Annotated in this window: 23 protein-coding genes; 10 read left to right on the forward strand and 13 right to left on the reverse strand. The window is 62.8% G+C overall.

All coding sequences use genetic code 11. The features are described from left to right. Window positions 1-6: 6 nt before the first annotated feature. The 8 genes from IWW33_RS04790 to IWW33_RS04825 all read right to left on the reverse strand — a co-directional run bounded on the left by IWW33_RS04790 (window position 7) and on the right by IWW33_RS04825 (window position 8977). Window positions 7-633, reverse strand: coding sequence for a response regulator transcription factor (locus IWW33_RS04790; RefSeq protein ID WP_115272946.1), 627 nt, complete (start codon window positions 631-633; stop codon window positions 7-9). Between the two features lie 30 nt (window positions 634-663). Further along, window positions 664-1845: a hypothetical protein gene (locus IWW33_RS04795; protein ID WP_182445253.1), complete on the reverse strand. Its 1182-nt coding sequence runs from the start codon at window positions 1843-1845 to the stop codon at window positions 664-666. A 5-nt stretch (window positions 1846-1850) separates the two neighbouring features. Further along, window positions 1851-2585: a molecular chaperone gene (locus tag IWW33_RS04800; RefSeq protein WP_119688433.1), complete on the reverse strand. Its 735-nt coding sequence runs from the start codon at window positions 2583-2585 to the stop codon at window positions 1851-1853. Window positions 2586-2672: 87 nt separating this feature from the next. Next, window positions 2673-5093 (reverse strand): CS1-pili formation C-terminal domain-containing protein, encoded by a 2421-nt coding sequence (locus tag IWW33_RS04805; protein ID WP_119688432.1) that lies wholly within the window; start codon window positions 5091-5093, stop codon window positions 2673-2675. Between the two features lie 136 nt (window positions 5094-5229). Further along, window positions 5230-5709 carry a CS1 type fimbrial major subunit gene (locus tag IWW33_RS04810; protein WP_046787402.1) on the reverse strand — a complete coding sequence of 160 codons (480 nt, stop codon included), beginning with the start codon at window positions 5707-5709 and terminating at the stop codon, window positions 5230-5232. Window positions 5710-5902: 193 nt separating this feature from the next. After that, window positions 5903-7567 carry a cation acetate symporter gene (locus IWW33_RS04815; protein ID WP_046787403.1) on the reverse strand — a complete coding sequence of 555 codons (1665 nt, stop codon included), beginning with the start codon at window positions 7565-7567 and terminating at the stop codon, window positions 5903-5905. Further along, window positions 7564-7875: a DUF485 domain-containing protein gene (locus IWW33_RS04820; RefSeq protein ID WP_039604303.1), complete on the reverse strand. Its 312-nt coding sequence runs from the start codon at window positions 7873-7875 to the stop codon at window positions 7564-7566. Before IWW33_RS04820 ends, IWW33_RS04815 begins: the two co-directional genes overlap by 4 nt. A gap of 241 nt (window positions 7876-8116) precedes the next feature. Then, a complete protein-coding gene (locus tag IWW33_RS04825) occupies window positions 8117-8977 on the reverse strand; it encodes a glycine betaine ABC transporter substrate-binding protein (protein ID WP_174142144.1) in 861 nt (286 codons plus the stop codon). 197 nt (window positions 8978-9174) lie between these two features. Here IWW33_RS04825 and IWW33_RS04830 point away from each other — a divergent pair, with 197 nt between their 5' ends. Further along, window positions 9175-10740 (forward strand): beta (1-6) glucans synthase, encoded by a 1566-nt coding sequence (locus tag IWW33_RS04830; protein WP_196914250.1) that lies wholly within the window; start codon window positions 9175-9177, stop codon window positions 10738-10740. A 39-nt stretch (window positions 10741-10779) separates the two neighbouring features. On the opposite strand, the gene IWW33_RS04835 is transcribed toward IWW33_RS04830, so the two are convergent. After that, on the reverse strand, window positions 10780-11148 hold the full coding sequence (locus tag IWW33_RS04835) for a hypothetical protein (protein WP_161872990.1): 369 nt from the start codon (window positions 11146-11148) through the stop codon (window positions 10780-10782). 194 nt (window positions 11149-11342) lie between these two features. Here IWW33_RS04835 and IWW33_RS04840 point away from each other — a divergent pair, with 194 nt between their 5' ends. Then, window positions 11343-12641, forward strand: a complete 1299-nt coding sequence (locus IWW33_RS04840) for a serine/threonine protein kinase (RefSeq protein ID WP_039603299.1) — start codon at window positions 11343-11345, stop codon at window positions 12639-12641. Continuing rightward, window positions 12634-13458: a VacJ family lipoprotein gene (locus IWW33_RS04845; RefSeq protein ID WP_115272951.1), complete on the forward strand. Its 825-nt coding sequence runs from the start codon at window positions 12634-12636 to the stop codon at window positions 13456-13458. Before IWW33_RS04840 ends, IWW33_RS04845 begins: the two co-directional genes overlap by 8 nt. A gap of 153 nt (window positions 13459-13611) precedes the next feature. Here the strand turns inward: IWW33_RS04845 and IWW33_RS04850 are convergent, their stop codons facing one another. Both IWW33_RS04850 and IWW33_RS04855 read right to left on the reverse strand, forming a co-directional pair. After that, window positions 13612-14760 (reverse strand): patatin-like phospholipase family protein, encoded by a 1149-nt coding sequence (locus IWW33_RS04850; protein WP_196914251.1) that lies wholly within the window; start codon window positions 14758-14760, stop codon window positions 13612-13614. Between the two features lie 66 nt (window positions 14761-14826). Further along, the gene (locus tag IWW33_RS04855) at window positions 14827-15762 is read right to left on the reverse strand and encodes a lipid A biosynthesis lauroyl acyltransferase (RefSeq protein ID WP_174142140.1); all 936 of its coding nucleotides are present in this window, start codon (window positions 15760-15762) and stop codon (window positions 14827-14829) included. Window positions 15763-15873: 111 nt separating this feature from the next. Between IWW33_RS04855 and minC the strand changes: the two genes are divergently transcribed. The 5 genes from minC (at window position 15874) to IWW33_RS04880 (ending at window position 19987) form a co-directional block, all read left to right on the forward strand. After that, window positions 15874-16626 (forward strand): septum site-determining protein MinC, encoded by a 753-nt coding sequence (gene minC / locus IWW33_RS04860; RefSeq protein ID WP_046787408.1) that lies wholly within the window; start codon window positions 15874-15876, stop codon window positions 16624-16626. A 100-nt stretch (window positions 16627-16726) separates the two neighbouring features. Further along, complete coding sequence (gene minD / locus IWW33_RS04865; protein ID WP_115272953.1) at window positions 16727-17539, forward strand: septum site-determining protein MinD; 813 nt, start codon at window positions 16727-16729, stop codon at window positions 17537-17539. Between the two features lie 3 nt (window positions 17540-17542). Next, window positions 17543-17797, forward strand: a complete 255-nt coding sequence (minE, locus tag IWW33_RS04870; protein WP_012313197.1) for a cell division topological specificity factor MinE — start codon at window positions 17543-17545, stop codon at window positions 17795-17797. A gap of 141 nt (window positions 17798-17938) precedes the next feature. Next, complete coding sequence (locus tag IWW33_RS04875; RefSeq protein ID WP_012313196.1) at window positions 17939-18574, forward strand: RluA family pseudouridine synthase; 636 nt, start codon at window positions 17939-17941, stop codon at window positions 18572-18574. A 123-nt stretch (window positions 18575-18697) separates the two neighbouring features. Then, window positions 18698-19987 (forward strand): M18 family aminopeptidase, encoded by a 1290-nt coding sequence (locus IWW33_RS04880; RefSeq protein WP_039603106.1) that lies wholly within the window; start codon window positions 18698-18700, stop codon window positions 19985-19987. A 44-nt stretch (window positions 19988-20031) separates the two neighbouring features. On the opposite strand, the gene IWW33_RS04885 is transcribed toward IWW33_RS04880, so the two are convergent. Together IWW33_RS04885 and IWW33_RS04890 are read right to left on the reverse strand one after the other, a co-directional pair. After that, the gene (locus IWW33_RS04885) at window positions 20032-20769 is read right to left on the reverse strand and encodes a hypothetical protein (protein ID WP_174142139.1); all 738 of its coding nucleotides are present in this window, start codon (window positions 20767-20769) and stop codon (window positions 20032-20034) included. A 52-nt stretch (window positions 20770-20821) separates the two neighbouring features. Then, entirely contained in the window at window positions 20822-21253 is a 432-nt protein-coding gene (locus IWW33_RS04890) for a hypothetical protein (RefSeq protein ID WP_148708292.1), read from the reverse strand. A gap of 213 nt (window positions 21254-21466) precedes the next feature. Here IWW33_RS04890 and IWW33_RS04895 point away from each other — a divergent pair, with 213 nt between their 5' ends. Both IWW33_RS04895 and IWW33_RS04900 read left to right on the forward strand, forming a co-directional pair. After that, the gene (locus tag IWW33_RS04895; protein ID WP_012313193.1) at window positions 21467-21634 is read left to right on the forward strand and encodes a hypothetical protein; all 168 of its coding nucleotides are present in this window, start codon (window positions 21467-21469) and stop codon (window positions 21632-21634) included. A 44-nt stretch (window positions 21635-21678) separates the two neighbouring features. After that, window positions 21679-23835 carry a mechanosensitive ion channel domain-containing protein gene (locus IWW33_RS04900; protein WP_125924314.1) on the forward strand — a complete coding sequence of 719 codons (2157 nt, stop codon included), beginning with the start codon at window positions 21679-21681 and terminating at the stop codon, window positions 23833-23835. Window positions 23836-23839: the final 4 nt, after the last annotated feature.

The raw sequence follows: 23839 nt of genomic DNA on the forward strand, positions 1-23839 counted from the left end.
CGAAATTCAGATCAGTTGATTGCGGCGAGCGAAATCCGCCAGGTCAATCAGCGAGTTGAGCCTGAGCTTTTCCAGCAGGCGCGTCTTGTAGGTGCTGATGGTCTTGTTGCTCAGCAGCATGGCCTCGCCGATGGCTTTGTTGCTCAGGCCGCGGGCCAGGTACTGCAACACCATCAGCTCACGGTCGGACAGGCTGGCGATACACTGCGGCTCGGTGGCCTGCAGGTCCTGTTTGTGCACCGAGCTCAAGGCCACTGCGGGGAAGTAGGTAAAACCCGACAGCGCAGCACGTACCGCCTTGCCCAGTTCATCCAGGTCATCGGTCTTGGCCACGTAGCCGGCTGCCCCCGCCTGCAGGCAGCGCAACGAGTAGGCCACGGCCAACTGTGAAGTCAGCACCACGACCTTGCTCGGACGGCTGCAGGCCTGGATGCGGCTGATGACCTCCAGCCCGTCCAGGCCAGGCATGGCGATATCGAGGATCACCAGATCCGGCGCCAGCTCGCGCACCAGGCGCACCGCATCGATGCCGTTGTCGGCCTGGCCAACCACTTCGACCTGCTGCTGGCGCAGCAACTGGCAGACCGTGGCACGGATAAATGGGTGGTCGTCGACCACCAGCGCTGTGGGCATGATGCACTCCTTTGTAATTCTGCTCGCTGCCTACAACTCGGCATCGAACACCACGGTGGCCAGCCCGGTATAGGTACTGCCGGTATTAGGTAACATACGACGCACATCCTCCTTGGCTATTTCAAAGTGCATCTGGCCAGGGCGGTTGAGGGTGGGCTGCACTGCTTCGAACTGCAGCGCTTGAGCACGCCCCGTCGGTAGCGCAAGCCTTTCGACCATCTGACCTCGGTGCTGGATGCCGGCGGGCAAGCTCAGGGACAGCAGGACAGGTACTTGATCGCCCTTGTCGTTGGTGATTGCGCACCGGGCGTCGATATCGTACTGGCACAGCTTGTAAACCTTGAACGGGCCAGAGGATGACAGCCTGAATGGCAAGTCTCTATACAGACGCTGCGGCACACTGCCCCCCGCAAGCCAGTGCTGCCAGCCATCGCGAGGCTCCAGCACGGCGCGGTCAGTACCCGGCGGAAACTCGAAAAAGAAGGCATGCTGGACGTCGAGCACGAGGTTGATTGTGACGCTGTTGGTATTGAGTGCAGTAACGCCATCACCAAAGTCGAAGTCGCCGCCAGGGCCAACGCTGTATTTGATGCTTCCTCGATAGAGCCCGGTTTTCATGCGAAATGGGGCAGGCATCCGGAGGTTGTAAGACACGCCCATGTCAGTCACGTCGATGAACCCGTGATAATCAGGCCCATTCCGGGAATTCAATGAGTGACAGCCGGCAGGCGCTGTCGGGTTGGTAATGTCCCAGAGGAAGAATACCCAGGGTGGATTGCCAATGGACGCTACACGGGTGCAACCACCCTGCACGACAGCGTTGTACGTAGGACTCTCATACCAGGGCACGCCCCCCGTTTTCTGGCTGACCCCTGTGAACTCGAACGACACTGTGTGCGGCTCACCGGTAACTTCGTGGAAGACATCGACCTGGCGCCGGCCCGGCATCTGGATGAAAAACTTTGCCCGTGGTGAGACGGTAGTCACCTCTTTTGTGTAGGTCAGGGGCAGATCGACCACGTCATTGTTGGTACAGCGATAGGCAAACCTGCGGCAGAACAATGCAGGAGGCGTCGTGTTTTCGAATTGCCCCGACCCTTTGCCCAGATACTGCGCCGACACCGTGACATCAAGTGCCTGGGCACTTGGGGCCAGCAGCATGAACCACGCCGTTACCACCCATGCCAGGCAAAATCGCATCAGATGAACCATCACGTTTACCCCTTCACCACCATGACTTTATGATCACGTCCTTCGTGAAGCTCGAACTGGTGCACCTTTTGCGAGTGCCCCTCGAACTGCCGGCTACGGCCTGGCAGCAGGTGATGCTTGGTCGCGGGCTCACACTGTTCCCCTGCCATCAGGCATTGACGGAAGCGGTCCAGAACCACGGTGGAGTTACCTTCATTGACCACAGTCAGTTGCCCGTTTTCACGCCGCACCGGCGTGTTGAAGCGTGCCTGCGCAGGCCGTACGAACAGCAGCGAGCCATAGCCGGCCAGCAGGTTTACCCCCGCCCTGAGGCCGTCGCGGTACTGCGCCGCCTCCTGTTCGTCCACGGCAAAACCGTCACCCAATTCCGGCAGCACTGGCATGAAGCGCAGGCGGAAGTAACGCTCCTGGTCCCGCGGGCCACGGTACAACAGGCGCACGGCCTGCATGCCGTGGGCCGGCACGATCAACCGCGCCGGGCTGGCGACCAGGCCGCGCTGCTCCAGGGCCAGGCCGTCGGTATCGATTTCGTGGGCCACCCCGGCATCGTCATAGACCAGCTCGGCGACGCTGACCTTGACGAACGCCGTGCTGTCGCCGCTGTTGCGCACACGCTTGAGCAGGGTGCTCCTGTCACCGTCGAGGTAATCGTACAATCCGCCAACGTTCAGTTCGGGGGTGGCCACGGCAGCCAGTGGCATGGCCAGCAGGACGAAGGCCGATAGAGAAAGCATTTTCATGTGGCGAAGCTCCCTGGTGATTTGATTAAGGGTATTGCCGTGCGCAACCCGTCGGCCACGGCTAAAGCAGTAGGAAAATTCCGAAACTCACGAAGATCGCGATGCAATCTCGGGCTGGCACTGTTGGTCGCCGGCCAGCAGCACGTCGCCTTCACGCGTCAGGCCTTCCAGGTCCAGGCGTACGAGACAGAGCGGTTGCCCGCGCTGGCGAATTTCCAGGGTCGGTGCCGCTTCGCTCATTTCCACCGCGAAAAAGCCATCGGCCTCGCTGACACTGCGGCTGGCATGGTTGATCACCTGGGCGCCACGCAACGGCAGGCCCTGGCCATCGAGCAGGCGCCCCAGCACGGTGACGGTGCGCAGTACACGAACCTGGCGGTAGTCGATGCCCCCGCGGTTGAGGTGGTAGTCAACGCTCGATGGCTGTATCACGGCGGCGGTCGCCTCGCTCCCGTCGAAATCGAACTGCACATGCCCGGGCTTGTAGGCGGTGACCGGGATGATGTTGCGCCCGGCATGCAGGTTGACGCCCATGGCATCGTCGGCACGCAACCTGAGGCCGTCGATGTCGGTGTCCACATCGACGATCAACGCGGCCTGGTGCCCCAGGGGCTGGCCGCTCACTGCCGCCTTGCCGGCACCCACGGCCAGCAGGCTTTGCAGGTTCAGGCCACCGGTGAATTCGCCGTTGTAGGAGGAGCGCTGCAGGTAAGCGTCACCTTGCATGAACGGGTTCTCGAACTGGGTATCGGCCCCCAGCCCCGTGCCGTAGCGGTCGGCGCTGAGGGTGGCGCCAATGCTGCGCAATGGGCCGATCTCTACATCCTGCCGATAGCCCAGCGAGGTATTGAGGTCACGCCCGCCGTCACGCGAGGTGCGGCTGCCGATGCTGGCGGACAAACGTCGGCCGCCGTCGCCCAGGCTCATGCTCAGGCTCAGGTTGATGCCACGGTTGCGCGCATCACCGGTACCGCTGTTGCCCGGGCGATCGAACAGCGACAAGCGCCAGTTGGCGTCAGAGCCAAACAAACGCCCGTAATAGGCCCACCCCAGATCGATGCCGATGCCGGCATCACTGCCACTGCTGTGCGACACACGCACACTGGCGGTATTGCGAGGGTCCAGGCGATGGTTCAAGGACAGCGATGATTGCGTCTGGCGCCGGGTGAATGGCCGTGCAGGTGCATTGCCAAGGTAGTCCCTGCCGGGCTGCGCCAGCCAGGTGCGGCTGTGGCTTGCGACCAGCGAGCCGCTCGCGTAGGCATGGATCAGTTGCAGGTCGAAGCCGTTGCCATGGCCCTGGGCCTGGAACAGGTTGCCATAGAGTTTGAGCCGGTCGCGCACATCCCAGTCCAGTGAGGTGCCGTATTGCATGGCATCGTCGAGCCGCTGAGCGGACACACCGACGATTGCCCTTGGGTGCAGCAGGTAGTTGGCCAGCACGCCCGCCGCCAGGGTGTCGTCATGCACGGCCTGCCAATTGCTGAGCTCACTGCTCTGGCGCCCGACATACAGGTTGTAACGCCAAGGTGCGTCGGTACTGCGCCAGTTGCCGGGCTTGTAGACGAATGCCTGGCTGCGCGAACTGACCTGGCCGTCCTCGACCAGACGTACTTCGACCTCGTAGATGCCGCCGGGCAGCACCTTGGTATCGAGGGTCTGCAACCCTGGCTGCACCGGCTGGCTGTTGATCAGCACACCGTTGCGGTAGATCTGCGCCACGGCCGGGCGGCTGGGTGTGACATGGATGGGCGTGGCACTGGGCGCGGCGCTGTCGATGAGCAGGCTGTCGCTGCTGCCGAACATCAGGCCCAGGGTCGTGTCAGGGCTGGCGCCCATCAGCCTGGGTTGGCGGGTCAGGCCCTGGGCGCTGGGGGTGAAGTACCCCAGGCGGTAGAAATGGTCCTCGACCAGGCGCTCGCCATACAGCTGGTCGACCCGGTAGCGGGTGCCCTCGCGGCTGTCGCTGCCGCGGTCGAGCTGGCCGTCGGCCAAGGCTGTCCACTGGCCGACACTGGCCTGGCCCTGCAAGGCGTAGCGGCCACTGGTGGCGACGCCATCATTGACCAGGTTGAGCTGGTTGCGCAGCAACAGGCCGTGGCTGCCCTGCTCCGGCAGGCGATGAAAACGTTCGGCAGTGGCGGCCACTTCGGCACGGTCGGTCAGCAGCGACAGCTGCGAGTTGGCCAGGCTGTAATGAATCGCACGCAAGCCTTCCGGGCAGTCTGCCTGGCAGTCGCCCAGGGGCCTGCCATCGGCCAGGCGCTCGCGCCAGCGTCGTCGCAGGCTCTCGGGCTCGCGGCTGTCGAAGGTTTCGGTGAATTCCAGCAACTGCACCCGCTGGTCGCGGCTGAGCACCACCATGGCATCACCGAGGTAACGGCCGTCCAGGTCGACCCGTACGGCCAACGGCACATCGAAGAAATGCGCCTCGAACTCGCGCGGCAGGCCTGCGACCGGCCCCAGGGCACTGGCCGCGCCATGACTCATGCCGGCCCACAAGGCCATGCTGGCAGCCAGTGGCAGCCAGCAGCGCAAGACGGCGGAGGAGGAATGTCGGGACATGGGTATCGCTTACAGGCATGACCTGCCCGCCCCTCGCCGTTGGCGAGGGCCCGGGCAGGCACTGGAGGTGAACGGAGCCTTAAGGGGCGGCGGTTTCGAAGATCATGCTGACCAGGCCCTGGTAGCTGCCTGGCTCATAACCGGTGCCTGGCGCCGGCTGGGCCTCGACCTGGAAACCGATGACCGCGCCCGGTGCCGCCTGGGTGGCACTGACCACTTCGGCCGGGGTGGTTTGCAACACGGTGTCACCGACCGTGACGTCCAGGCCAATGTTGTTGCTGCCGTTGGCGATCACTGCAGGCGATACCAGGTAGGCGCTGATCGGGCCGATGGTGCTCTTGACCTGCAGTTGCTTGCGGATCGGGTCGAGCTTGCCTTGAAAGGAATTCCAGGCCATTTCCTGCGGGTCGTTCATCCAGTTGCCACCCACGGGCTCGACGTAGAACGCGTCGGTGGGCACCTGGGCGACGATTTGCACCTGCTTCTCGATCGGGTCGACGGCATGGGCGGCGCCTGCGAACATCAGGGCCAGGGGAAGGGCGAGTAACGTGCGTTTCACGAATGGTTTCTCCTTGAAGGTAACAGGCCTGCCGGGTTGGCCCGGCGGGTGAGGAGAAGTATTCGGGAAGCATGGGGCGGGATAATCAGGAAGCTTCCGAGGGAGCTTCGGAAATTTCCGAGCGAAGGCAAAATGACACTGCACAATGCACAACGCCCCGACTGGCGGGGCGTTGTGTTTTTTGCGCTCTATGTCAGTGCGAAACCGCCCCGCTGGCCCCCAGGCCAGTTTGCGAGCGGACGAACTGCGGGAAGAACAGTGCGCGCTCGTTTTCAGCCGCCTTGGACTTGTCGGTGACCGAGAAGAACCAGATACCGACGAAGGCAATCAGCATCGAGAACAGCGCCGGGTACTCGTACGGGTAGATCGGCTTCTCGTGGCCGAGGATCTGCACCCAGATGGTCGGGCCAAGGATCATCAGTGTCACTGCGCTCACCAGGCCCAGCCAGCCGCCGATCATGGCGCCGCGGGTGGTCAGCTTCTTCCAGTACATCGAAAGCAGCAGTACCGGGAAGTTGCAGCTGGCGGCGATGGAGAACGCCAGGCCGACCATGAAGGCGATGTTCTGCTTCTCGAACAGAATACCCAGGCCGATCGCCAGCACGCCAAGGGCGATGGTGGTGATCTTCGAGACGCGGATCTCGTCCTTGTCGTTGGCCTTGCCCTTGCGCCATACGCTGGCGTACAGGTCGTGGGACACCGCCGAGGCACCGGCCAGGGTCAGGCCGGCAACCACCGCCAGGATGGTGGCGAACGCCACCGCCGAGATGAAGCCGAGGAAGATGCTGCCACCCACGGCATCGGCCAGGTGCACCGCAGCCATGTTGTTGCCGCCCAGCAGGGCGCCGGCGGCGTCCTTGAAGTCCGGGTTGGTGCTGACCAGCAGGATCGCGCCGAAGCCGATGATGAAGGTCAGGATGTAGAAGTAGCCGATGAAGCCGGTGGCGTAGAGCACGCTCTTGCGCGCTTCCTTGGCGTCGCTGACGGTGAAGAAGCGCATCAGGATATGCGGCAGGCCGGCGGTACCGAACATCAGCGCCAGGCCCAGCGAGAAGGCCGAGATCGGGTCCTTGACCAGGCCGCCCGGGCTCATGATCGCCTCACCCTTGCTGTGCACCTTGATCGCTTCGGAGAACAGGGTGTTGAAGTCGAAGCCCACGTGCTTCATGACCATCAGTGCCATGAAGCTGGCACCGGACAGCAGCAGTACGGCCTTGATGATCTGTACCCAGGTGGTGGCCAGCATGCCGCCGAACAGCACGTACAGGCACATCAGGATACCTACCAGGATCACCGCCACATGGTAGTCCAGGCCGAACAGCAGCTCGATCAGCTTGCCGGCGCCGACCATCTGCGCGATCAGGTAGAACGCCACCACCACCAGCGAACCGGAGGCCGACAGGGTACGGATTTCCTTTTGCCCCAGGCGGTAGGAGGCCACGTCGGCAAAGGTGTATTTGCCCAGGTTGCGCAGGCGTTCGGCGATCAGGAACAGAATGATCGGCCAGCCGACCAGAAAGCCGATCGAGTAGATCAGGCCGTCGTAGCCAGAGGTGAACACCAGCGCGGAAATACCCAGGAACGACGCTGCCGACATGTAGTCGCCGGCAATCGCCAGGCCGTTCTGAAAGCCGGTGATCTTGCCGCCGGCAGCGTAGTAGTCGGCTGCCGACTTATTGCGTTTGGAGGCCCAGTAGGTGATGCCCAAGGTGAAGGCGACGAAGGCCACGAACATGGCGATCGCTGCAACGTTCAGCGGCTGTTTCTGCACCTCGCCGGTCAGGGCATCGGCTGCCCACACGGCGGGTGCGAAAACGCCGCAGGCCAGTACGGCCAAGGCTTTGGTGTGACGAATCATTGTTGCGCCTCCTTGAGGATGGCCTTGTTCAGCTCATCGAACTCGCCGTTGGCGCGGCGCACGTAGATGGCGGTCAGGACGAATGCCGAAATGATCAGGCCGACGCCCAGGGGGATGCCCCAGGTAATCGACGACTCAGGGCTGAGCTTGGCGCCCAGCAGATGAGGACCGTAGGCGATCAGGAGGATGAAGGCGCAGTACAGGCCGAGCATGATCGCCGAGAGAATCCAGGCGAACCGTTCGCGTTTGGTCACCAGCTCCTTGAAGCGGGGGCTGTTTTGTATCGAGAGGTAAATGCTGTCGTTCATTGTTTTTGTCCTAGCAGCACAGATAGGGGATGGAACCCACACCGTCACTTTATGCTGCCTTTGAACGCCAACCAGACGACCTTAGTCTTAGATGCAACGGTGTTTTACCGAATAAGTAACAAAGCGGGGCCGCTGTGCGGCCCTTTCGCGACACAAGGCCGCTCCTACACGGATCGCCTGTAGGAGCGGCCTTGTGTCGCGAAGGGCTGCACAGCAGCCCCGCTTCGCAAAGTTTGATTCGTTACTTGCCAGTCCATTCCTTGACTCGGTCCGGATGCTTGGCCACCCATTCCTTCGCCGCTGCCTCAGGCTTGGCGCCTTCCTGAATCGCCAGCATCACCTCGCCAATCTCGTCCTTGGACTGCCAGCTGAACTTCTTCAGGAACTCGGCCACTTCCGGCGCTTTGGTCGCCAGTTCCTTGCTGCCGATGCTGTTGACCGTCTCGGCGGCACCATAAACGCCTTTGGGGTCTTCGAGGAACTTCAGCTTCCACTTGGCGAACATCCAGTGCGGCACCCAGCCGGTCACGGCAATGGACTGCTGCTTGCCGTAGGCGCGGCCCAGTTCGGCGGTCATCGCTGCGCCGGAGCTTGCCTGCAGCTTGTAGCCGGTAAGGCCGTAGTCCTTGATGGCCTGGTCGGTCTTGAGCATCACCCCGGAGCCTGCGTCGATGCCGACGATCTTCTGCTTGAAGCTTTCGTCGGTCTTGAGGTCGGTAATGCTGTTGGCCTTGACGTACTCCGGCACGATCAGGCCGATCTTGGCATCCTTGAAGTTGGCGCCGTAATCGACCACGTTGTCCTTGTTCTTGGTCCAGTACTCACCGTGGGTCACCGGCAGCCAGGCCGAGAGCATGGCGTCGAGTTTGCCGGTGGCCACACCCTGCCACATGATGCCGGTGGCCACGGCCTGCAGTTTGACGTCGTAGCCGAGCTTCTGCTTGATCACTTCGGCGGCCACGTTGGTGGTCGCCACGCTGTCGGCCCAGCCATCCACGTAACCGATGCTCACTTCTTTGGCCATCGCCTGCGCAGCGCTCATGGCCAGTACCAGGGCGGTGCCCGCCCCCAGGAGTCGTCGCATTTTTTTCAAAGTTGCCATCAAAGCATCCCCTCGTCAGGTCTCGGAGATTGCATGATGTTCCTGCAACAAAGCGTGACCTGCTCCCACTGCGACCTGTACCCGATGCCTTTGCGACAGCACTGTGCCATTAGCGGCGTCTGCCTGCACCATTCTGCGCGATCCTTGCATGCCAAAGGATTGGCGCCGGGCTACTATCTAACGTTTTGCGCCTGACGATGGACCGCCTGATGCCCAGCCCTGCCCGCCTGTTGCTGCCGCTGTACCTGTTCACCTGCCTGCTTGCCCTTGCAGGGCTTGGGGCGCTCTGGTACACGCTCGGCAAGCCGATCCTGCTGCCGGACGCCGCCAGCCCCACGCACAAATTGCAGTGCGCCTCCTATACCCCGTTCGACAAGGACCAGTCGCCTTTCGACCAGCCTTTTCGCTTGCGCCCGGCGCGCATGGACGCCGACCTGGCGCTGTTGGCCGAACGATTTCAGTGCATCCGCACCTATTCCATGGCCGGGCTTGAAGCGATCCCGGCACTGGCGCGCAAGCATGGCCTGAAGGTGATGCTCGGGGCCTGGGTCAATGCCAACCCGGTCGATACCGACAAGGAAGTGGACTTGCTGATCGCCGCCGCCAACGCCAACCCGGACGTGGTCAGTGCGGTGATCGTGGGCAACGAAGCGCTGTTGCGCAAGGAAGTGACTGGCGAGCGCCTGGCCGCGCTGATCGGCAAAGTGAAAAGCCAGGTCAAGGTGCCGGTGACCTATGCCGATGTCTGGGAGTTCTGGCTACAGCACCCGCAGGTGGCGCCAGCGGTGGACTTCCTGACGATTCACCTGTTGCCCTACTGGGAGGACGACCCACGCGGTATCGACGATGCCCTGGCGCATGTCGCTGATGTGCGCCGGGTGTTCGGCACGCGCTTTGCGCCCAAGGATATCTTCATCGGCGAGACCGGCTGGCCCAGCGAAGGCCGCCAGCGCGAAACCGCTGTGCCCAGCCGGGCCAACGAGGCACGCTTCATCCGCGGTTTCGTCGCCATGGCCGAGGCCAATGGCTGGCACTACAACCTGATCGAAGCCTTCGACCAGCCGTGGAAGCGCGTCAGCGAAGGCGCGGTGGGCGGCTACTGGGGCCTGTACGATGCCGACCGGCAGGACAAAGGCGTACTCGAGGGCCCTGTGAGCAACCTGCACTACTGGCCCCAGTGGTTGCTGGCAAGCGCGGTGTTGATGGCTGTGATGCTGGTGTTCGCAGGGCGCCCTGGCACCGCGACCGGGGCGTTGCTGTTGCCGTTGCTGGCGGCGTTTGGCGCTGGCTGCCTGGGGCTGTGGGGCGAATTGATGCGGACCCACGCAAGGTTTGCCGGGGAATGGCTGTGGGCGGCGTTGCTGGCGGGGTTGAATCTGCTGGTGCTGGCCCATGCACTGCTGGCGCTGGCGCGCCGGGCTGGCTGGCGGGAGCGTTTGTTTGCCTGGCTCGAGGCGCGCGCTGGGTGGCTATTGCTGGCGGCAGGCTTTGCCGCGGCAGTGAGTATGCTTGCGATGGTGTTCGACCCGCGTTATCGCAGTTTCCCTACCGCGGCGTTGGCGTTGCCGGCGCTGGTTTACTTGCTGCGCCCGGTGGTGGCAGCACGGGCGGAGGTGGCGTTGCTGGCGTTTATCGTCGGGGCTGGCGTGATGCCGCAGCTGTACCGGGAAGGGCTGGAGAACCAGCAGGCCTGGGGATGGGCGGTGGTCAGTGTGCTGATGGCTGCGGCGTTGTGGCGGAGTTTGCGGGTGCGCAAGGCTTGATACCCAGGTGCCGGCGAATGGGCTGCACGGCAGCCCCTGTCAGCTGCGACGCGCTTGCCGTACCAGCCGTAACCCCGCCAGCACCACCGCAAATACAGCAATGCTGGCGGTATACAGCACCAGCGCCGGGATGCCGAACACCAGCGCCAACACCGCCAGCCACCAACCGCTGCGCCCGCCAAGCACCTGCGCCAGCAACGCCAGCGCAAGCCCAGCCCAGGCCATCACCTGAAAGTGAATGCCCAGCCCCAGCATCGAGCGCACCTGGCACTGCCAGTGCTCACCCGGTACGGCGCAAAGGCCGACCCACTGCGCATCTTCCATCAACCCGTAGCGCACGCCGTAACTGGCAGCCAGCCACAAGGCGAGAAACAGCAACAGCAGCGCAGCCGGCAAGGTACGAGACATCCCGTTCTCCAATAGCAGTAATCGAAACAAGCCATGATCGCCCAAGGCCGGTTGTAAGGCAAAATCACAATCTGCAGCTATGTTGCAGATAACAAGCACACCAAAGGCCACCGCACTTGGCAACTTTGCCAAGGCACCTGTGGTCCTAGCCTGCGTAGCGCAGTACCTTGCTCGCGTTCTTTCTGGGGGATTACATGCTTCGATATTGGCGCCTAGCCGCCCTTCTTGGCGGCCTGCTCATGGCTGTGGCCGCTTCTGCGCGCGACATCGACGCCGCAACCTACGGCTTCCCCTTGACCAACCCGTTCGAGGCGACGATCGCCACGACGCCGCCCGACCAGCGCCCAACGCTGCCCAGCGACGACGAGATCGACCAGAGCGACTACAGCCTCAATTTGCGCCCGGAGCGTGAATTCACCCTGCCCGACAACTTCTGGGCAGTGAAAAAGCTCAAGTACCGCCTGGCTCGCCAGGACCATGAAGCGCCGCTGATCTTCATCATCGCCGGCACCGGCGCGCCGTATTCGAGCACCATCAACGAATACCTGAAAAAACTGTTCTACCAGGCCGGTTACCATGTGGTTCAGCTGTCGTCGCCGACCAGCTACGACTTCATGAGCGCCGCCTCGCGCTTCGCCACCCCGGGCATCAGCCGGGAAGACGCCGAAGACATGTACCGGGTGATGCAAGCCGTACGTGCCCAGCACCCGCGCCTGCCGATCAGCGAGTACTACCTCACCGGCTACAGCCTGGGCGCGCTGGACGCGGCGTTCGTCAGCCACCTGGATGAAACCCGCCGCAGCTTCAACTTCAAGCGTGTGCTGCTGCTCAACCCGCCGGTCAACCTGTACACCTCGATCAACAACCTCGACAAACTGGTGCAGACCCAGGTCAAAGGCATCGACCGCAGCACCACGTTCTATGAGCTGATGCTGGAAAAGCTCACCCGCTATTTCCAGGACAAGGGCTACATCGACCTCAACGAGGCGCTGCTGTATGACTTCCAGCAGTCGCGCCAGCACCTGTCCAACGAACAGATGGCGATGCTGATCGGCACCTCGTTCCGCTTCTCGGCGGCCGACATCGCCTTCACGTCGGACCTGATCAACCGCCGTGGCCTGATCATCCCGCCGAAGTACCCGATCACCGAGGGCAGCAGCCTCACGCCGTTCTTCAAGCGTGCCCTGCAGTGCGACTTCGACTGTTACATGACCGAGCAGGTGATCCCGATGTGGCGCGCCCGCACCGACGGCAACAGCATCCTGCAACTGGTCAACCAGGTGAGCCTGTACGCGCTGGAGGACTACCTGCGCGACAGCCCGAAAATCGCCGTGATGCACAATGCCGATGATGTCATCCTCGGCCCTGGCGATATCGGCTTCCTGCGCAAGGTGTTTGGCGAGCGCCTGACCCTGTACCCCCATGGCGGCCATTGCGGCAACCTCAACTACCGCGTCAACAGCGACGCCATGCTGGAGTTCTTCCGTGGTTAACAAATTCCTCTTCGCCACCGCCCTGCTGGTTGCCGGCAATGCCCTGGCCGCGGAAACCGCGCCGCGCACCAGCGTGATCGAGTCCGATCCTCAAGTAACCGCCGAACCCTTGGCCCCCGAAGCCGACGGCTTCACCGACCCGCTGCGCGAGCTGAAATTCAACCCAGGCCTGGACCAGCGCGAATTCGAGCGCTCCACCCTGGCGGCGCTCAACATATACGACCCGCTGGAGTCGCTGAACCGGCGCATCTACCACTTCAACTACCGCCTGGACCAGTGGGTGCTGCTGCCGCTGGTGGATGGCTACCAGTACGTGACGCCCAGGTTCGTGCGTACCGGGGTGAGCAATTTCTTCAATAACCTGGGCGATGTGCCGAACCTGTTCAACAGCGTGCTGCAGCTCAAGGCCAAGCGTTCGGCAGAGATCACCGCACGGCTGATGTTCAATACCATCATCGGTGTGGGTGGGCTGTGGGACCCGGCGACCAAGATGGGCCTGCCGCGCCAGAGCGAGGATTTTGGCCAGACGTTGGGGTTCTATGGCGTGCCTGATGGGCCATACATCATGCTGCCGGTGCTTGGGCCGTCCAACCTGCGCGATACCACCGGGGTGGTGGTGGATTACGCTGGCGAACAGGCGATCAATTACCTGAACATGGCCGAGGTCAGCACCGATCATCCGGAAATCTTCCTGCTGCGCGCGGTGGACAAGCGCTACACCACCAAATTCCGCTACGGCCAGCTCAACTCGCCGTTCGAGTACGAGAAGGTTCGGTATGTGTACACCCAGTCGCGCAAGCTGCAGATTGCCGAGTAACGTGCTGCCTGCACAACCGCTGTAGGAGCGGCCTCGTGTCGCGAAAGGGCCGCACAGCGGCCCCAGGTTTTCAGCGGCGCTGCAACTATCGATGGGGCCGCTTTGCGGCCCTTTCGCGACACGAGGCCGCTCCTACGCGCCGCGTAGGTTCGATTACACCCCCAGAAACTGCTCCAGCTCCCGCCGCTTGGCCAGCGCATCCCGCCGCCCCAGCTCGATCAGCTCGCTGCAATAGCTGGCTTCGAACAGCAAGTAGCTCAACACCCCCGCCCCGCTGGTCCGCGTCGCTCCCGGCCCGCGCAGGAACAAGCGCAGCGCCGCCGGCAGCTCGCGCCGATGCCGTGCGGCAATTTCGTCCAGCGGCTGGCTGGGCGCCACCACCAGCACCTCGATCGGCGCCAGGCCCAGGCGTCGCGCTTCCAGGTGGGCCGGCAGCAGGCGGCTGAGGTGGTTCAAACGCTGCAACAGCTCGATATCGCCTTCCAGGCTGTCGATGAACGTGCTGTTGAGCATGTGCCCAGCGATCTGCGCCAGGCTTGGCTGATGGCCACTGAACACGCGCTGGGTCGGCAGCGGCGGCGCTGGCCGCTGCGGGTTGCCGCTGACGCCGACCACCAGCACGCGGCTGGCACCCAGGTGCAGGGCCGGGCTGATCGGCGCCGACTGGCGCACCGCGCCGTCGCCGTAGTACTCATCGCCGAGCCGCACCGGGGCGAACAGCAGCGGGATGGCCGAGCTGGCCAGCAGGTGGTCAACGGTCAAGGGCGTGGGCACACCGAGCCGGCGGTGGCGCAGCCAGGCGTCGATGGTGCCGCGGCCTTGGTAGAAGGTCACCGCCTGGCCAGACTCGTAGCCGAATGCGGTTACCGCCACCGCGCGCAGCTGCTCGCTGGCCAGGGCATGGGTAATGCCATCGAGGTCGATGTGCGACTGCAACAGGCCACGCAGCGGGCTGCTGTCGAGCAGGGCAACCGGTGCCTGGCCACCCAGCCCCAGCAGGTTGTGGCCGACAAAGCGGCTGGCCTGGCGGATTACACCGGGCCAGTCGCTGCGCAACACCAGGTGGCTGCCCAGGTTCTGCCAGAAGGCGGTGAGCCTTTGCACTGCCTCGCTGAAGCGCATTGCGCCACTGGCCAGGGTCACGGCATTGATGGCGCCGGCCGAGGTACCGACGATCACCGGGAAGGGGTTGGCTGCGCCGGCAGGCAGCAGCTCGGCGATGCCGGCCAGAACGCCGACCTGGTAGGCGGCGCGGGCGCCGCCGCCAGAGAGGATCAGGCCGGTAGTCGGGGGTGGGGCCATGTCTTGCTCCCTGGAACTTTTACCGCCAGTGCTGGCCTCATCGCCGGCAGGCCGGCGCCCACATGATCAGCGCTTTTTCTTGTCATACAGCCGCGGCGCACCTTCAGGCCGCGACTTGAAGCGCCGGTGCGCCCACAGGTACTGCTCCGGGCACTCGCGCAACACGCCTTCGATCCACTGGTTGATGCGCAGGCAATCGGCCTCTTCGCTTTCACCGGGGAAGCCTTCCAGCGGCGGGTGGATCACCAGGCGATAGCCACTGCCATCCTCCAGGCGCTTCTGGGTGAAGGGAATGACCTGCGCCTTGCCCAGGCGGGCGAACTTGGTGGTGGCGGTAACCGTCGCCGCCTGGATGCCGAACAACGGCACGAACAGGCTCTGCTTGGCGCCGTAGTCCTGGTCGGGTGCATACCAGATGGCGCGGCCGGCACGCAGCAGCTTGAGCATGCCGCGCACGTCTTCACGCTCCACCGCCAGCGAATCGAGGTTGTGGCGCTCACGGCCGCTGCGCTGGATGAAGTCGAACAGCGGGTTGCCATGCTCGCGGTACATGCCGTCGATGGTGTGCACCTGGCCCAGCAACGCGGCGCCGATCTCCAGGGTGGTGAAATGCACGGCCATGAGGATCGCGCCCTGCCCGGCCTGCTGCGCGGCTTGCAGGTGCTCGAGGCCCTCGATGTGCGCCAGGCGCGCCAGCCTGGCCCTGGGCCACCACCAGCTCATGGCCATTTCGAAGAAGGCGATGCCGGTGGAGGCGAAATTCGCCTTCAACAAACGGCGCCGTTCGTCGACGGACATCTCGGGGAAACACAGTTCCAGGTTGCGTGCAGCGATGCGTCGGCGCTCACCGGCCACCCGGTACATCAGCGCGCCCAGGGCAGCGCCAAGCCACAACAGGGCGCGGTAGGGCAACTGCACCACCAGCCACAGCAGGCCCAGGCCCAGCCACAGGCCCCAGAACCTGGGGTGAAGGAAATAGGGACGAAAACGCGGGCGTTCCATTGAAGCTTCCGGTAAGTCAAAGGCCGAGCATTCTACATCGGATCGGCGCCGGTTGCGGCCAACCGGTCTTATCGTTATAAGTCAGGGCACTTTTTCCGCAACAAGCCGTCTATGCAGACCATGAGCCCAAACCACACACCCGACACCGCCTCCGTGTTCCAGCTCAAGGGCAGCATGCTCGCCATCACTGTGCTGGAGCTGGGGCGCAACGACCTTGAAGCCCTCGACCGCCAGCTGGCGGCGAAAGTGGCCCAAGCCCCCAATTTTTTCAGCAACACACCGTTGGTGCTGGCGCTGGACAAGCTGCCGGCCGACGAAGGGGCGATCGACCTGCCCGGGCTGATGCGCATCTGCCGTCACCACGGCCTGCGAACCCTGGCGATCCGTGCCAACCGCATCGAGGACATCGCTGCCGCGATCGCCATCGACCTGCCGGTATTGCCGCCCTCCGGCGCCCGTGAGCGGCCGCTGGAGCCGGAGCCGGAAGTGAAAAAGCCCGAGCCGGCGCCGGCGCCCGCTGCAGAGCCGGAAATCCGCCCGACCCGGATCATCACTTCGCCTGTACGTGGCGGCCAGCAGATCTATGCTCAGGGTGGCGACCTGGTGGTCACAGGGTCTGTGAGCCCGGGTGCGGAACTTCTGGCCGATGGCAACATCCATGTGTACGGCGCCATGCGCGGCCGCGCCCTGGCCGGCATCAAAGGCAACACCAAGGCCCGTATCTTCTGCCAGCAGATGACCGCCGAAATGGTCTCCATCGCTGGCCAGTACAAGGTCTGCGAGGACCTGCGCCGCGACCCGCTGTGGGGCGGCGGCGTGCAAGTCAGCCTGTCCGGTGACGTGTTGAACATCACCCGTCTTTAACGGATACTTGCCGTCATTTTTAGAGCAACTTTTTTACCTGTTGCCGTTTTTTTGCATTTTGCTGGGACGCCTGTCCCGACTTATTTAGGGGTGAAACACCTTGGCCAAGATTCTCGTCGTTACTTCCGGCAAGGGGGGTGTGGGCAAGACCACCACCAGCGCCGCCATCGGCACCGGCCTCGCACTGCGCGGCCACAAGACGGTCATCGTCGACTTCGACGTGGGCCTGCGTAACCTCGACCTGATCATGGGCTGCGAGCGCCGCGTGGTTTACGACTTCGTCAACGTGGTCAACGGCGAAGCCAACCTGCAGCAGGCCCTGATCAAGGACAAGCGCCTTGAGAACCTGTACGTACTTGCCGCCAGCCAGACCCGCGACAAGGACGCACTGACCCAGGAAGGCGTCGAAAAGGTACTGATGGACCTCAAAGCACAGTTCGAGTACGTCATCTGCGACTCGCCGGCGGGTATCGAGAAAGGCGCGCACCTGGCCATGTACTTCGCCGACGAAGCCATCGTCGTGACCAACCCTGAAGTGTCTTCGGTACGTGACTCCGACCGTATGCTGGGCATCCTGTCGAGCAAGTCGCGCCGCTCTGAAAACGGCGAAGAGCCGATCAAGGAGCACCTGCTGATCACCCGTTACCACCCCGAGCGTGTCGTCAAGGGCGAAATGCTGAGCGTGGCCGACGTCGAGGAGATCCTGTCGATCAAGCTCAAGGGTGTGATCCCGGAGTCGCAGGCGGTACTCAAGGCGTCCAACCAAGGTATCCCGGTCATTCTCGATGATCAGAGCGATGCCGGCCAGGCCTACAGCGACGCGGTCGACCGCCTGCTGGGCAAAGAGAAGCCGATGCGCTTCATCGATGTACAGAAGAAGGGATTCTTCGAGCGCATTTTCGGGAGCAAATAAACCATGAACCTTTTTGACTTCTTTCGTGGCAGACAGAAACAGACCAGTGCGTCGGTGGCGAAAGAGCGTCTACAGATCATCGTGGCGCATGAGCGCGGCCAGCGCAGCGAACCGGACTACCTGCCGGCCCTGCAAAAAGAGCTGCTCGAGGTGATCCGCAAGTATGTGAACATCGGCAGCGATGATGTGCACATCGAACTGGAAAACCAGGGCAGTTGCTCGATTCTGGAGCTGAACATCACCTTGCCCGATCGCTGATACAGCGAACGGGCTTGATCATTGGGGCTGCTTTGCAGCCCGTTCGCGACACAAGGCCGCTCCTACAGAGAGCGGCCTTGTGTCGCGAACGGGCCGCAACGCGGCCCCAATGGTTTTCCCCGATTTGACCGAGAACCCGCAATGCCGCTGTCGAACGTCCAGATCCTTCATGAAGACGCCGCCATCCTGGTGGTCAACAAGCCGACCCTGCTGCTGTCGGTGCCAGGCCGCGCCGATGACAACAAGGACTGCCTGATCACCCGCCTGCAGGAAAACGGCTACCCGGATGCGCTGATCGTCCACCGCCTGGACTGGGAAACCTCCGGCATCATCCTGCTGGCCCGCGATGCCGACAGCCACCGCGAGCTGTCGCGCCAGTTCCACGACCGCGAGACCGAGAAGGCCTACACCGCACTGTGCTGGGGCCAACCGGCGCTGGACAGCGGCAGCATCGATTTGCCCCTGCGCTACGACCCGCCCACCAAGCCCCGCCATGTGGTGGACCATGAGCAAGGCAAGCACGCCCTGACCTTCTGGCGCATCCTCGAGCGTTGCGGCGACCACTGCCGGGTGGAGCTGACGCCGATCACCGGCCGTTCGCACCAGTTGCGCGTGCACATGCTGTCGATCGGGCACCCGCTGCTCGGTGACCGTTTGTATGCCAACCCCGAGGCGCTGGCGGCACATGAGCGGTTGTGCCTGCATGCGGCCATGTTGAGCTTCACCCACCCGGTTTCCGGTGAGCGGCTGAAGTTCGAGTGCCCTGCACCTTTTTAAGCTGCAAGCTTCAAGCGACAAGCTGCAAGAAAAGCCAGAACAGATCGCGTTGCAGCTTGCTCCGCGGCCTGCTCTTGCTTGAAGCTTGCAGCTTGCGGCTTGAAGCTCGAATTGGAGTGAGTTATGCGCGAAGCACTGAACACCGGCCTGATCGATTTTCTCAAGGCCTCCCCTACGCCCTTCCACGCCACCGCCAGCCTGGCCCTGCGCCTCGAAGCGGCCGGCTACCAGCGCCTGGACGAGCGTGACAGTTGGGCCACGGTGCCTGGCGGCCGCTATTACGTCACCCGCAACGATTCTTCGATCATCGCCATCAACCTGGGCAAGCAAGCGCCGCTGCTGGGTGGCATTCGCATGGTCGGTGCGCACACCGACAGCCCGTGCCTGCGGGTCAAGCCGCAGCCGGAGCTGCAGCGCCAAGGGTTCCTGCAGTTGGGTGTGGAAGTGTACGGCGGCGCCCTGCTGGCGCCGTGGTTCGACCGTGACCTGTCGCTGGCCGGCCGCGTGACCTTCCGGCGTGATGGCAAGGTCGAAAGCCAGCTGATCGACTTCAAGCTGCCGATCGCCATCATTCCCAACCTGGCGATCCACCTCAACCGCACTGCCAACGAAGGCTGGCAGATCAACCCGCAGAACGAACTGCCACCAATCCTGGCCCAGGTGGCCGGCGACGAGCGCATCGACTTCCGCGCCCTGCTCACCGAGCAGCTTGCCCGTGAACACCAGCTCAACGCCGACGTGGTGCTGGACTACGAGCTGAGCTTCTACGACACCCAAGACGCCGCACTGATCGGCCTGAACGGTGACTTCATCGCCGGGGCGCGCCTGGACAACCTGCTGTCGTGCTACGCCGGCCTGCAGGCGCTGCTGGCCGCTGACAGTGACGAAACCTGCGTGCTGGTGTGCAACGACCACGAAGAAGTCGGCAGCTGCTCGGCCTGCGGCGCCGACGGCCCGATGCTCGAGCAGACCCTGCAGCGCCTGCTGCCGGACGGCGACACTTACGTGCGCACCATCCAGCGCTCGCTCATGGTCTCGGCCGACAATGCCCACGGCGTGCACCCCAACTACGCCGACAAGCATGACGGCAACCACGGGCCCAAGCTCAACGCCGGGCCGGTGATCAAGGTCAACAACAACCAGCGCTACGCTACCAACAGCGAAACTGCGGGCTTCTTCCGCCACCTGTGCATGGCCGAAGAAGTGCCGGTGCAGAGCTTCGTGGTGCGCAGCGACATGGGCTGCGGCTCGACCATCGGCCCGATCACTGCCAGCCATCTGGGCGTGCGCACGGTCGATATCGGCCTGCCGACCTTTGCCATGCACTCGATACGTGAACTGTGCGGCAGCCAGGATCTGGCGCACCTGGTGAAGGTGTTGACCGCGTTCTACCGCAGCCGCGAACTGCCCTGACCGCCGGCAGTGCCCGCCCCTTCAGTGGGGGCGGGCGTTGCCGACTAAGGCGCGGGGTTCAGCAGCGCTTCGAGGTCGAGGCGGCCTTCAGGGGCCCAGTTCATGTATTGCCAGAGGGAGAAGCCTTCGGGGAGGCTGCCAGATTCGCTTTGCGCACGAGCTAAAAGACCGGCTACCCGTTCACGTTCATCGGCTGGAAAATTGAGGCGTTCGACGTCGGTCAAGTTATCCAGATACTCAAGATATCCCTTGAACACGGGTCTTAGGTCGCCTGTGTTATAGGCATGGTCGCTGAGACGTGTGAAGAAAATATTGTCCAATGCTGTTTTTGCTCTAGCTGCCGCATAACGTTCCACTTCGGTATAACTGTTTTCATCCTGCTCGACTGCCACTAGATGAGCGCGGTCCAACCCCCAAAACGGGTTTTCCTCAAACTGAGTCTCCACCCCTAAGAGTTTTTCGATACCTACCAGATAATCCAGGGCTTGCCGGTGGCGTTCAGCCTGTTCAGGCGTGTAATTTTCTGGAGGCGGTTCATTCTTGAATTTTTCTTCTCCCCGTGTTCGATAGCTATAACTGATTCGATCCCCGAGCGACGGTGTTCCATAGATCCGTGCATGAAGTGCTCGAACCTCGTCCTTGTTTCTGGCGTCGTTAAGGGCCTCATCAGACAAACTCACCTTGCACCCTGGTTGTGCAGTACCCTCCTCCGACTTTGTGGGCGGTAGCAGAACGTTTTCCTGGCGTACGACAGGCGTGGCATTAACGCTGAAAATTTTCATGGGCGTTCCTCGGTGCTCATCGAGGGGCACCTTCACTGGCGCCCCGCGAGGTTCATTGAATAGTGAACCTCACCGTGTAGTGATAAGGCATTTGCGTTCCTATCCTTTCCATCTTCACCGTACAAGTTGCGCGCGATGACCCGATCGAAACAGCATCCTTTTTCCAGGTGGGTATATAGCGTGGTGGTGGCGCAGTATGCGATACGGAGAAACGACACTTTTTACTACCGGATGCGTACACAAAGCGCATGCCCGAAATTGAATCAGCAAAGCTTGTAACTAAAAACACTCTGTTCTGGCGGGCATTCACTTCACCCATGACCGGCTGTGACGTACCTGACATGTGCTCATAGGTGTAACTGGCTGCGGCACTTGTTTTATTATCGACAATCACCGTTGCCAAGTTATTCTCGGCATGGGCAGTAATGCTCAACCCTGCCACCGCCAACAACGATAAACTGTTGCGTACTGATTTTGCACTCATCGTCGAACCTTCTAAAAATCCCCACACACCGTGGTGAATCTTATATCGGCCAAGGGATGCATTCCTGTGTAGGAAACTGGTCTGATAGCTGCGTAGGAAATATGAACCTTTAACCCCACCGATTAAACATTATGTGATACAAGTCATTCCGCTTCGCCAGCTAGCCACTATGCTTAAAGCATCCCCCCCGCACGTGCAGAAGGATCGCCCGTCATGTCCCCTTTCCTGTCCCTGTTCGTCCCCGTGTTCGGTTTCCTGATGCTGCTGACCATCGGCTTCAGCCTGCGTGAGCGCGACGTCGGTGTGCTGATGATGTGGATCGGCACCCTGGGCATCTTCGGCCTCACCTGCTGGAAGATCCTGGAGAAACTCCCCACATAAACCTCTACACTCGGCCAATCGTTTGACCTGAGGTAGATTTCCCGGTGCCAGCCCTCCTGCGTTGCCTTGCCCTGCTGCTGTTTCTGTTCATCTCCCCGGTACAGGCCGCCGGCCTGCCTGGCCTGCTTGGCTCCAGTGCGCCGGCCCAGCCAGAAGCCACCGAGCCCTTGGGCAAATCGCTGGACGAGGTGATCAAGAACCTGGAGAACGACCAGCAACGCGCCAAGCTGCTGGCCGACCTGAAGAAGCTGCGCGATGCCACCAAGCAGTCGCAACCCACCGTCGAGCAGGGCGTGCTGGGCCTGATCGGCGGTGCGCTGCATGATTTCGAGAAGCAGTTCAGCGGCGACGCCAGCCCGTTCCAGCGGTGGGCGCTGGAAATCGACCAGGCCCAGGCGGAGCTGGCTGAACTGGTGGTGCCCGTGCACCAGTGGCCGGCGATCCTGTTCGGCTTTGCCGCGATCATCGCCGTGTGGAGCCTGCTGGCCTATGCGTTCAACTGGATCGGCCACCGGGTGCGTGTGCGCTTCGGCCTGACCGAGGAGTTGCCACAGCACCCGCGCACCTGGGACCTGGTGCGCTTCGCCCTGCGCAAGCTGGGGCCGTGGCTGGTGGCGCTGGTGTTCACGGTGTACCTGAGCTTTGCCCTGCCCTCCTCGCTTGGCAAGTCCATGGCCATGGTGCTGGCCTATGCGCTGGTGGTAGGCACCTGCTTTTCGGCCATCTGCGTGATCGCCTTCTCGCTGCTCGACGGCCCGCACCGCCACCGCGCGCTGCACATCCTGCGCCACCAGGCATTTCGGCCGCTGTGGCTGATCGGCAGCTTCGCCGCCTTTGGCGAAGCGATGAGCGACCCGCGCCTGACCGTCGCCCTTGGTACACACCTGGCGCACGCCCTGGCCACTCTGGCCAATGTGATCGCCGCGCTGTGCACCGGCCTGTTCATACTGCGTTTCCGCCGCCCGATCGCCCACCTGATCCGCAACCAGCCACTGTCGCGGCGCCTGACCCGGCGCACCCTGAGCGACACCATCGAAATCCTTGGCAGCTTCTGGTACATACCGGCGATGATCCTGGTGGCGATCTCGCTGTTCGCCACCTTCGTGTCGGCCGGCGACACCAGCACCGCGCTGCGCCAGTCACTGATGTGCACGGTGCTGGTGGTGGTGTGCATGGTGCTCAATGGCCTGGTGCGCCGCCACGCCGCCAACCCCAAGCGCGCCAACAAGCGGCAAGCGGTATACACAGAGCGCCTGCGCAACTTCGGTTATGTGCTGGTGCACCTGTTCATCTGGCTGGTGTTCATCGAGCTGGGGCTGCGCGTTTGGGGCCAGTCGATGATCAGCTTCGCCGAAGGTGAGGGGCATGAAGTCAGCCTGCGCCTGCTGGGCCTGGCCGGCACGCTGATTGTCGCCTGGCTGGTGTGGATCCTGGCCGACACGGCCGTGCACCACGCCCTGGTGCGTTCACGCCGGGGCCTGGCCAACGCCCGCGCGCAAACCATGATGCCGCTGATCCGCAACGTGATGTTCGTGGTGATTTTCATCATTGCGCTGATCGTCGCCCTGGCCAACATGGGCATGAACGTCACGCCGCTGCTGGCCGGTGCCGGGGTGATCGGCCTGGCCATCGGTTTTGGCGCGCAGTCGCTGGTGGCCGACCTGATCACGGGCCTGTTCATCATCATCGAAGACTCCCTGGCCATCGACGACTATGTCGATGTGGGTGGCCACCTGGGCACCGTTGAAGGCCTGACCATCCGCACCGTGCGCCTGCGCGACATCGATGGCATCGTGCACACCATCCCGTTCAGCGAGATCAAGAGCATCAAGAATTACTCGCGCGAGTTCGGCTATGCGATCTTCCGTGTGGCCATCCCGCACAGTATGAACATCGACCAGGCCATCACGCTGATCCGCGAAGTGGGGCAGAAACTGCGCAACGATCCACTGATGCGCCGCAATATCTGGTCACCCCTTGAGCTGCAAGGGGTGGAAAGTTTCGAGTCTGGTTCGGCGATTCTGCGGGCACGCTTCAAGACCGCACCCATCAAGCAATGGGAAGTGTCGCGGGCGTTCAACCTGGCCTTGAAGCGCCAGCTGGATGCAGCCGGGCTGGACCTGGCGATGCCACGCTTGTCGGTACAGGTGGTGACGGCGGGTGGCGGCGCGATGGCAGAGGCCGGCGGGACCACCGATTAGGGTC

The sequence above is a fragment of the Pseudomonas sp. M2 genome (genome assembly GCF_015751845.1).
GTDB lineage: Bacteria > Pseudomonadota > Gammaproteobacteria > Pseudomonadales > Pseudomonadaceae > Aquipseudomonas > Aquipseudomonas putida_E.

Coding starts and splice junctions, on each gene's coding strand:
- IWW33_RS04790 (WP_115272946.1), bottom strand. CDS start 633: ATGCCCACAGCGCTGGTGGTCGACGACCACCCATTTATCCGTGCCACG.
- IWW33_RS04795 (WP_182445253.1), bottom strand. CDS start 1,845: ATGGTTCATCTGATGCGATTTTGCCTGGCATGGGTGGTAACGGCGTGG.
- IWW33_RS04800 (WP_119688433.1), bottom strand. CDS start 2,585: ATGAAAATGCTTTCTCTATCGGCCTTCGTCCTGCTGGCCATGCCACTG.
- IWW33_RS04805 (WP_119688432.1), bottom strand. CDS start 5,093: ATGGCCTTGTGGGCCGGCATGAGTCATGGCGCGGCCAGTGCCCTGGGG.
- IWW33_RS04815 (WP_046787403.1), bottom strand. CDS start 7,567: ATGATTCGTCACACCAAAGCCTTGGCCGTACTGGCCTGCGGCGTTTTC.
- IWW33_RS04820 (WP_039604303.1), bottom strand. CDS start 7,875: ATGAACGACAGCATTTACCTCTCGATACAAAACAGCCCCCGCTTCAAG.
- IWW33_RS04825 (WP_174142144.1), bottom strand. CDS start 8,977: ATGGCAACTTTGAAAAAAATGCGACGACTCCTGGGGGCGGGCACCGCC.
- IWW33_RS04830 (WP_196914250.1), top strand. CDS start 9,175: ATGGACCGCCTGATGCCCAGCCCTGCCCGCCTGTTGCTGCCGCTGTAC.
- IWW33_RS04835 (WP_161872990.1), bottom strand. CDS start 11,148: ATGTCTCGTACCTTGCCGGCTGCGCTGCTGTTGCTGTTTCTCGCCTTG.
- IWW33_RS04840 (WP_039603299.1), top strand. CDS start 11,343: ATGCTTCGATATTGGCGCCTAGCCGCCCTTCTTGGCGGCCTGCTCATG.
- IWW33_RS04850 (WP_196914251.1), bottom strand. CDS start 14,760: ATGGCCCCACCCCCGACTACCGGCCTGATCCTCTCTGGCGGCGGCGCC.
- IWW33_RS04855 (WP_174142140.1), bottom strand. CDS start 15,762: ATGGAACGCCCGCGTTTTCGTCCCTATTTCCTTCACCCCAGGTTCTGG.
- minC (WP_046787408.1), top strand. CDS start 15,874: ATGCAGACCATGAGCCCAAACCACACACCCGACACCGCCTCCGTGTTC.
- minE (WP_012313197.1), top strand. CDS start 17,543: ATGAACCTTTTTGACTTCTTTCGTGGCAGACAGAAACAGACCAGTGCG.
- IWW33_RS04875 (WP_012313196.1), top strand. CDS start 17,939: ATGCCGCTGTCGAACGTCCAGATCCTTCATGAAGACGCCGCCATCCTG.
- IWW33_RS04880 (WP_039603106.1), top strand. CDS start 18,698: ATGCGCGAAGCACTGAACACCGGCCTGATCGATTTTCTCAAGGCCTCC.
- IWW33_RS04885 (WP_174142139.1), bottom strand. CDS start 20,769: ATGAAAATTTTCAGCGTTAATGCCACGCCTGTCGTACGCCAGGAAAAC.
- IWW33_RS04890 (WP_148708292.1), bottom strand. CDS start 21,253: ATGAGTGCAAAATCAGTACGCAACAGTTTATCGTTGTTGGCGGTGGCA.
- IWW33_RS04895 (WP_012313193.1), top strand. CDS start 21,467: ATGTCCCCTTTCCTGTCCCTGTTCGTCCCCGTGTTCGGTTTCCTGATG.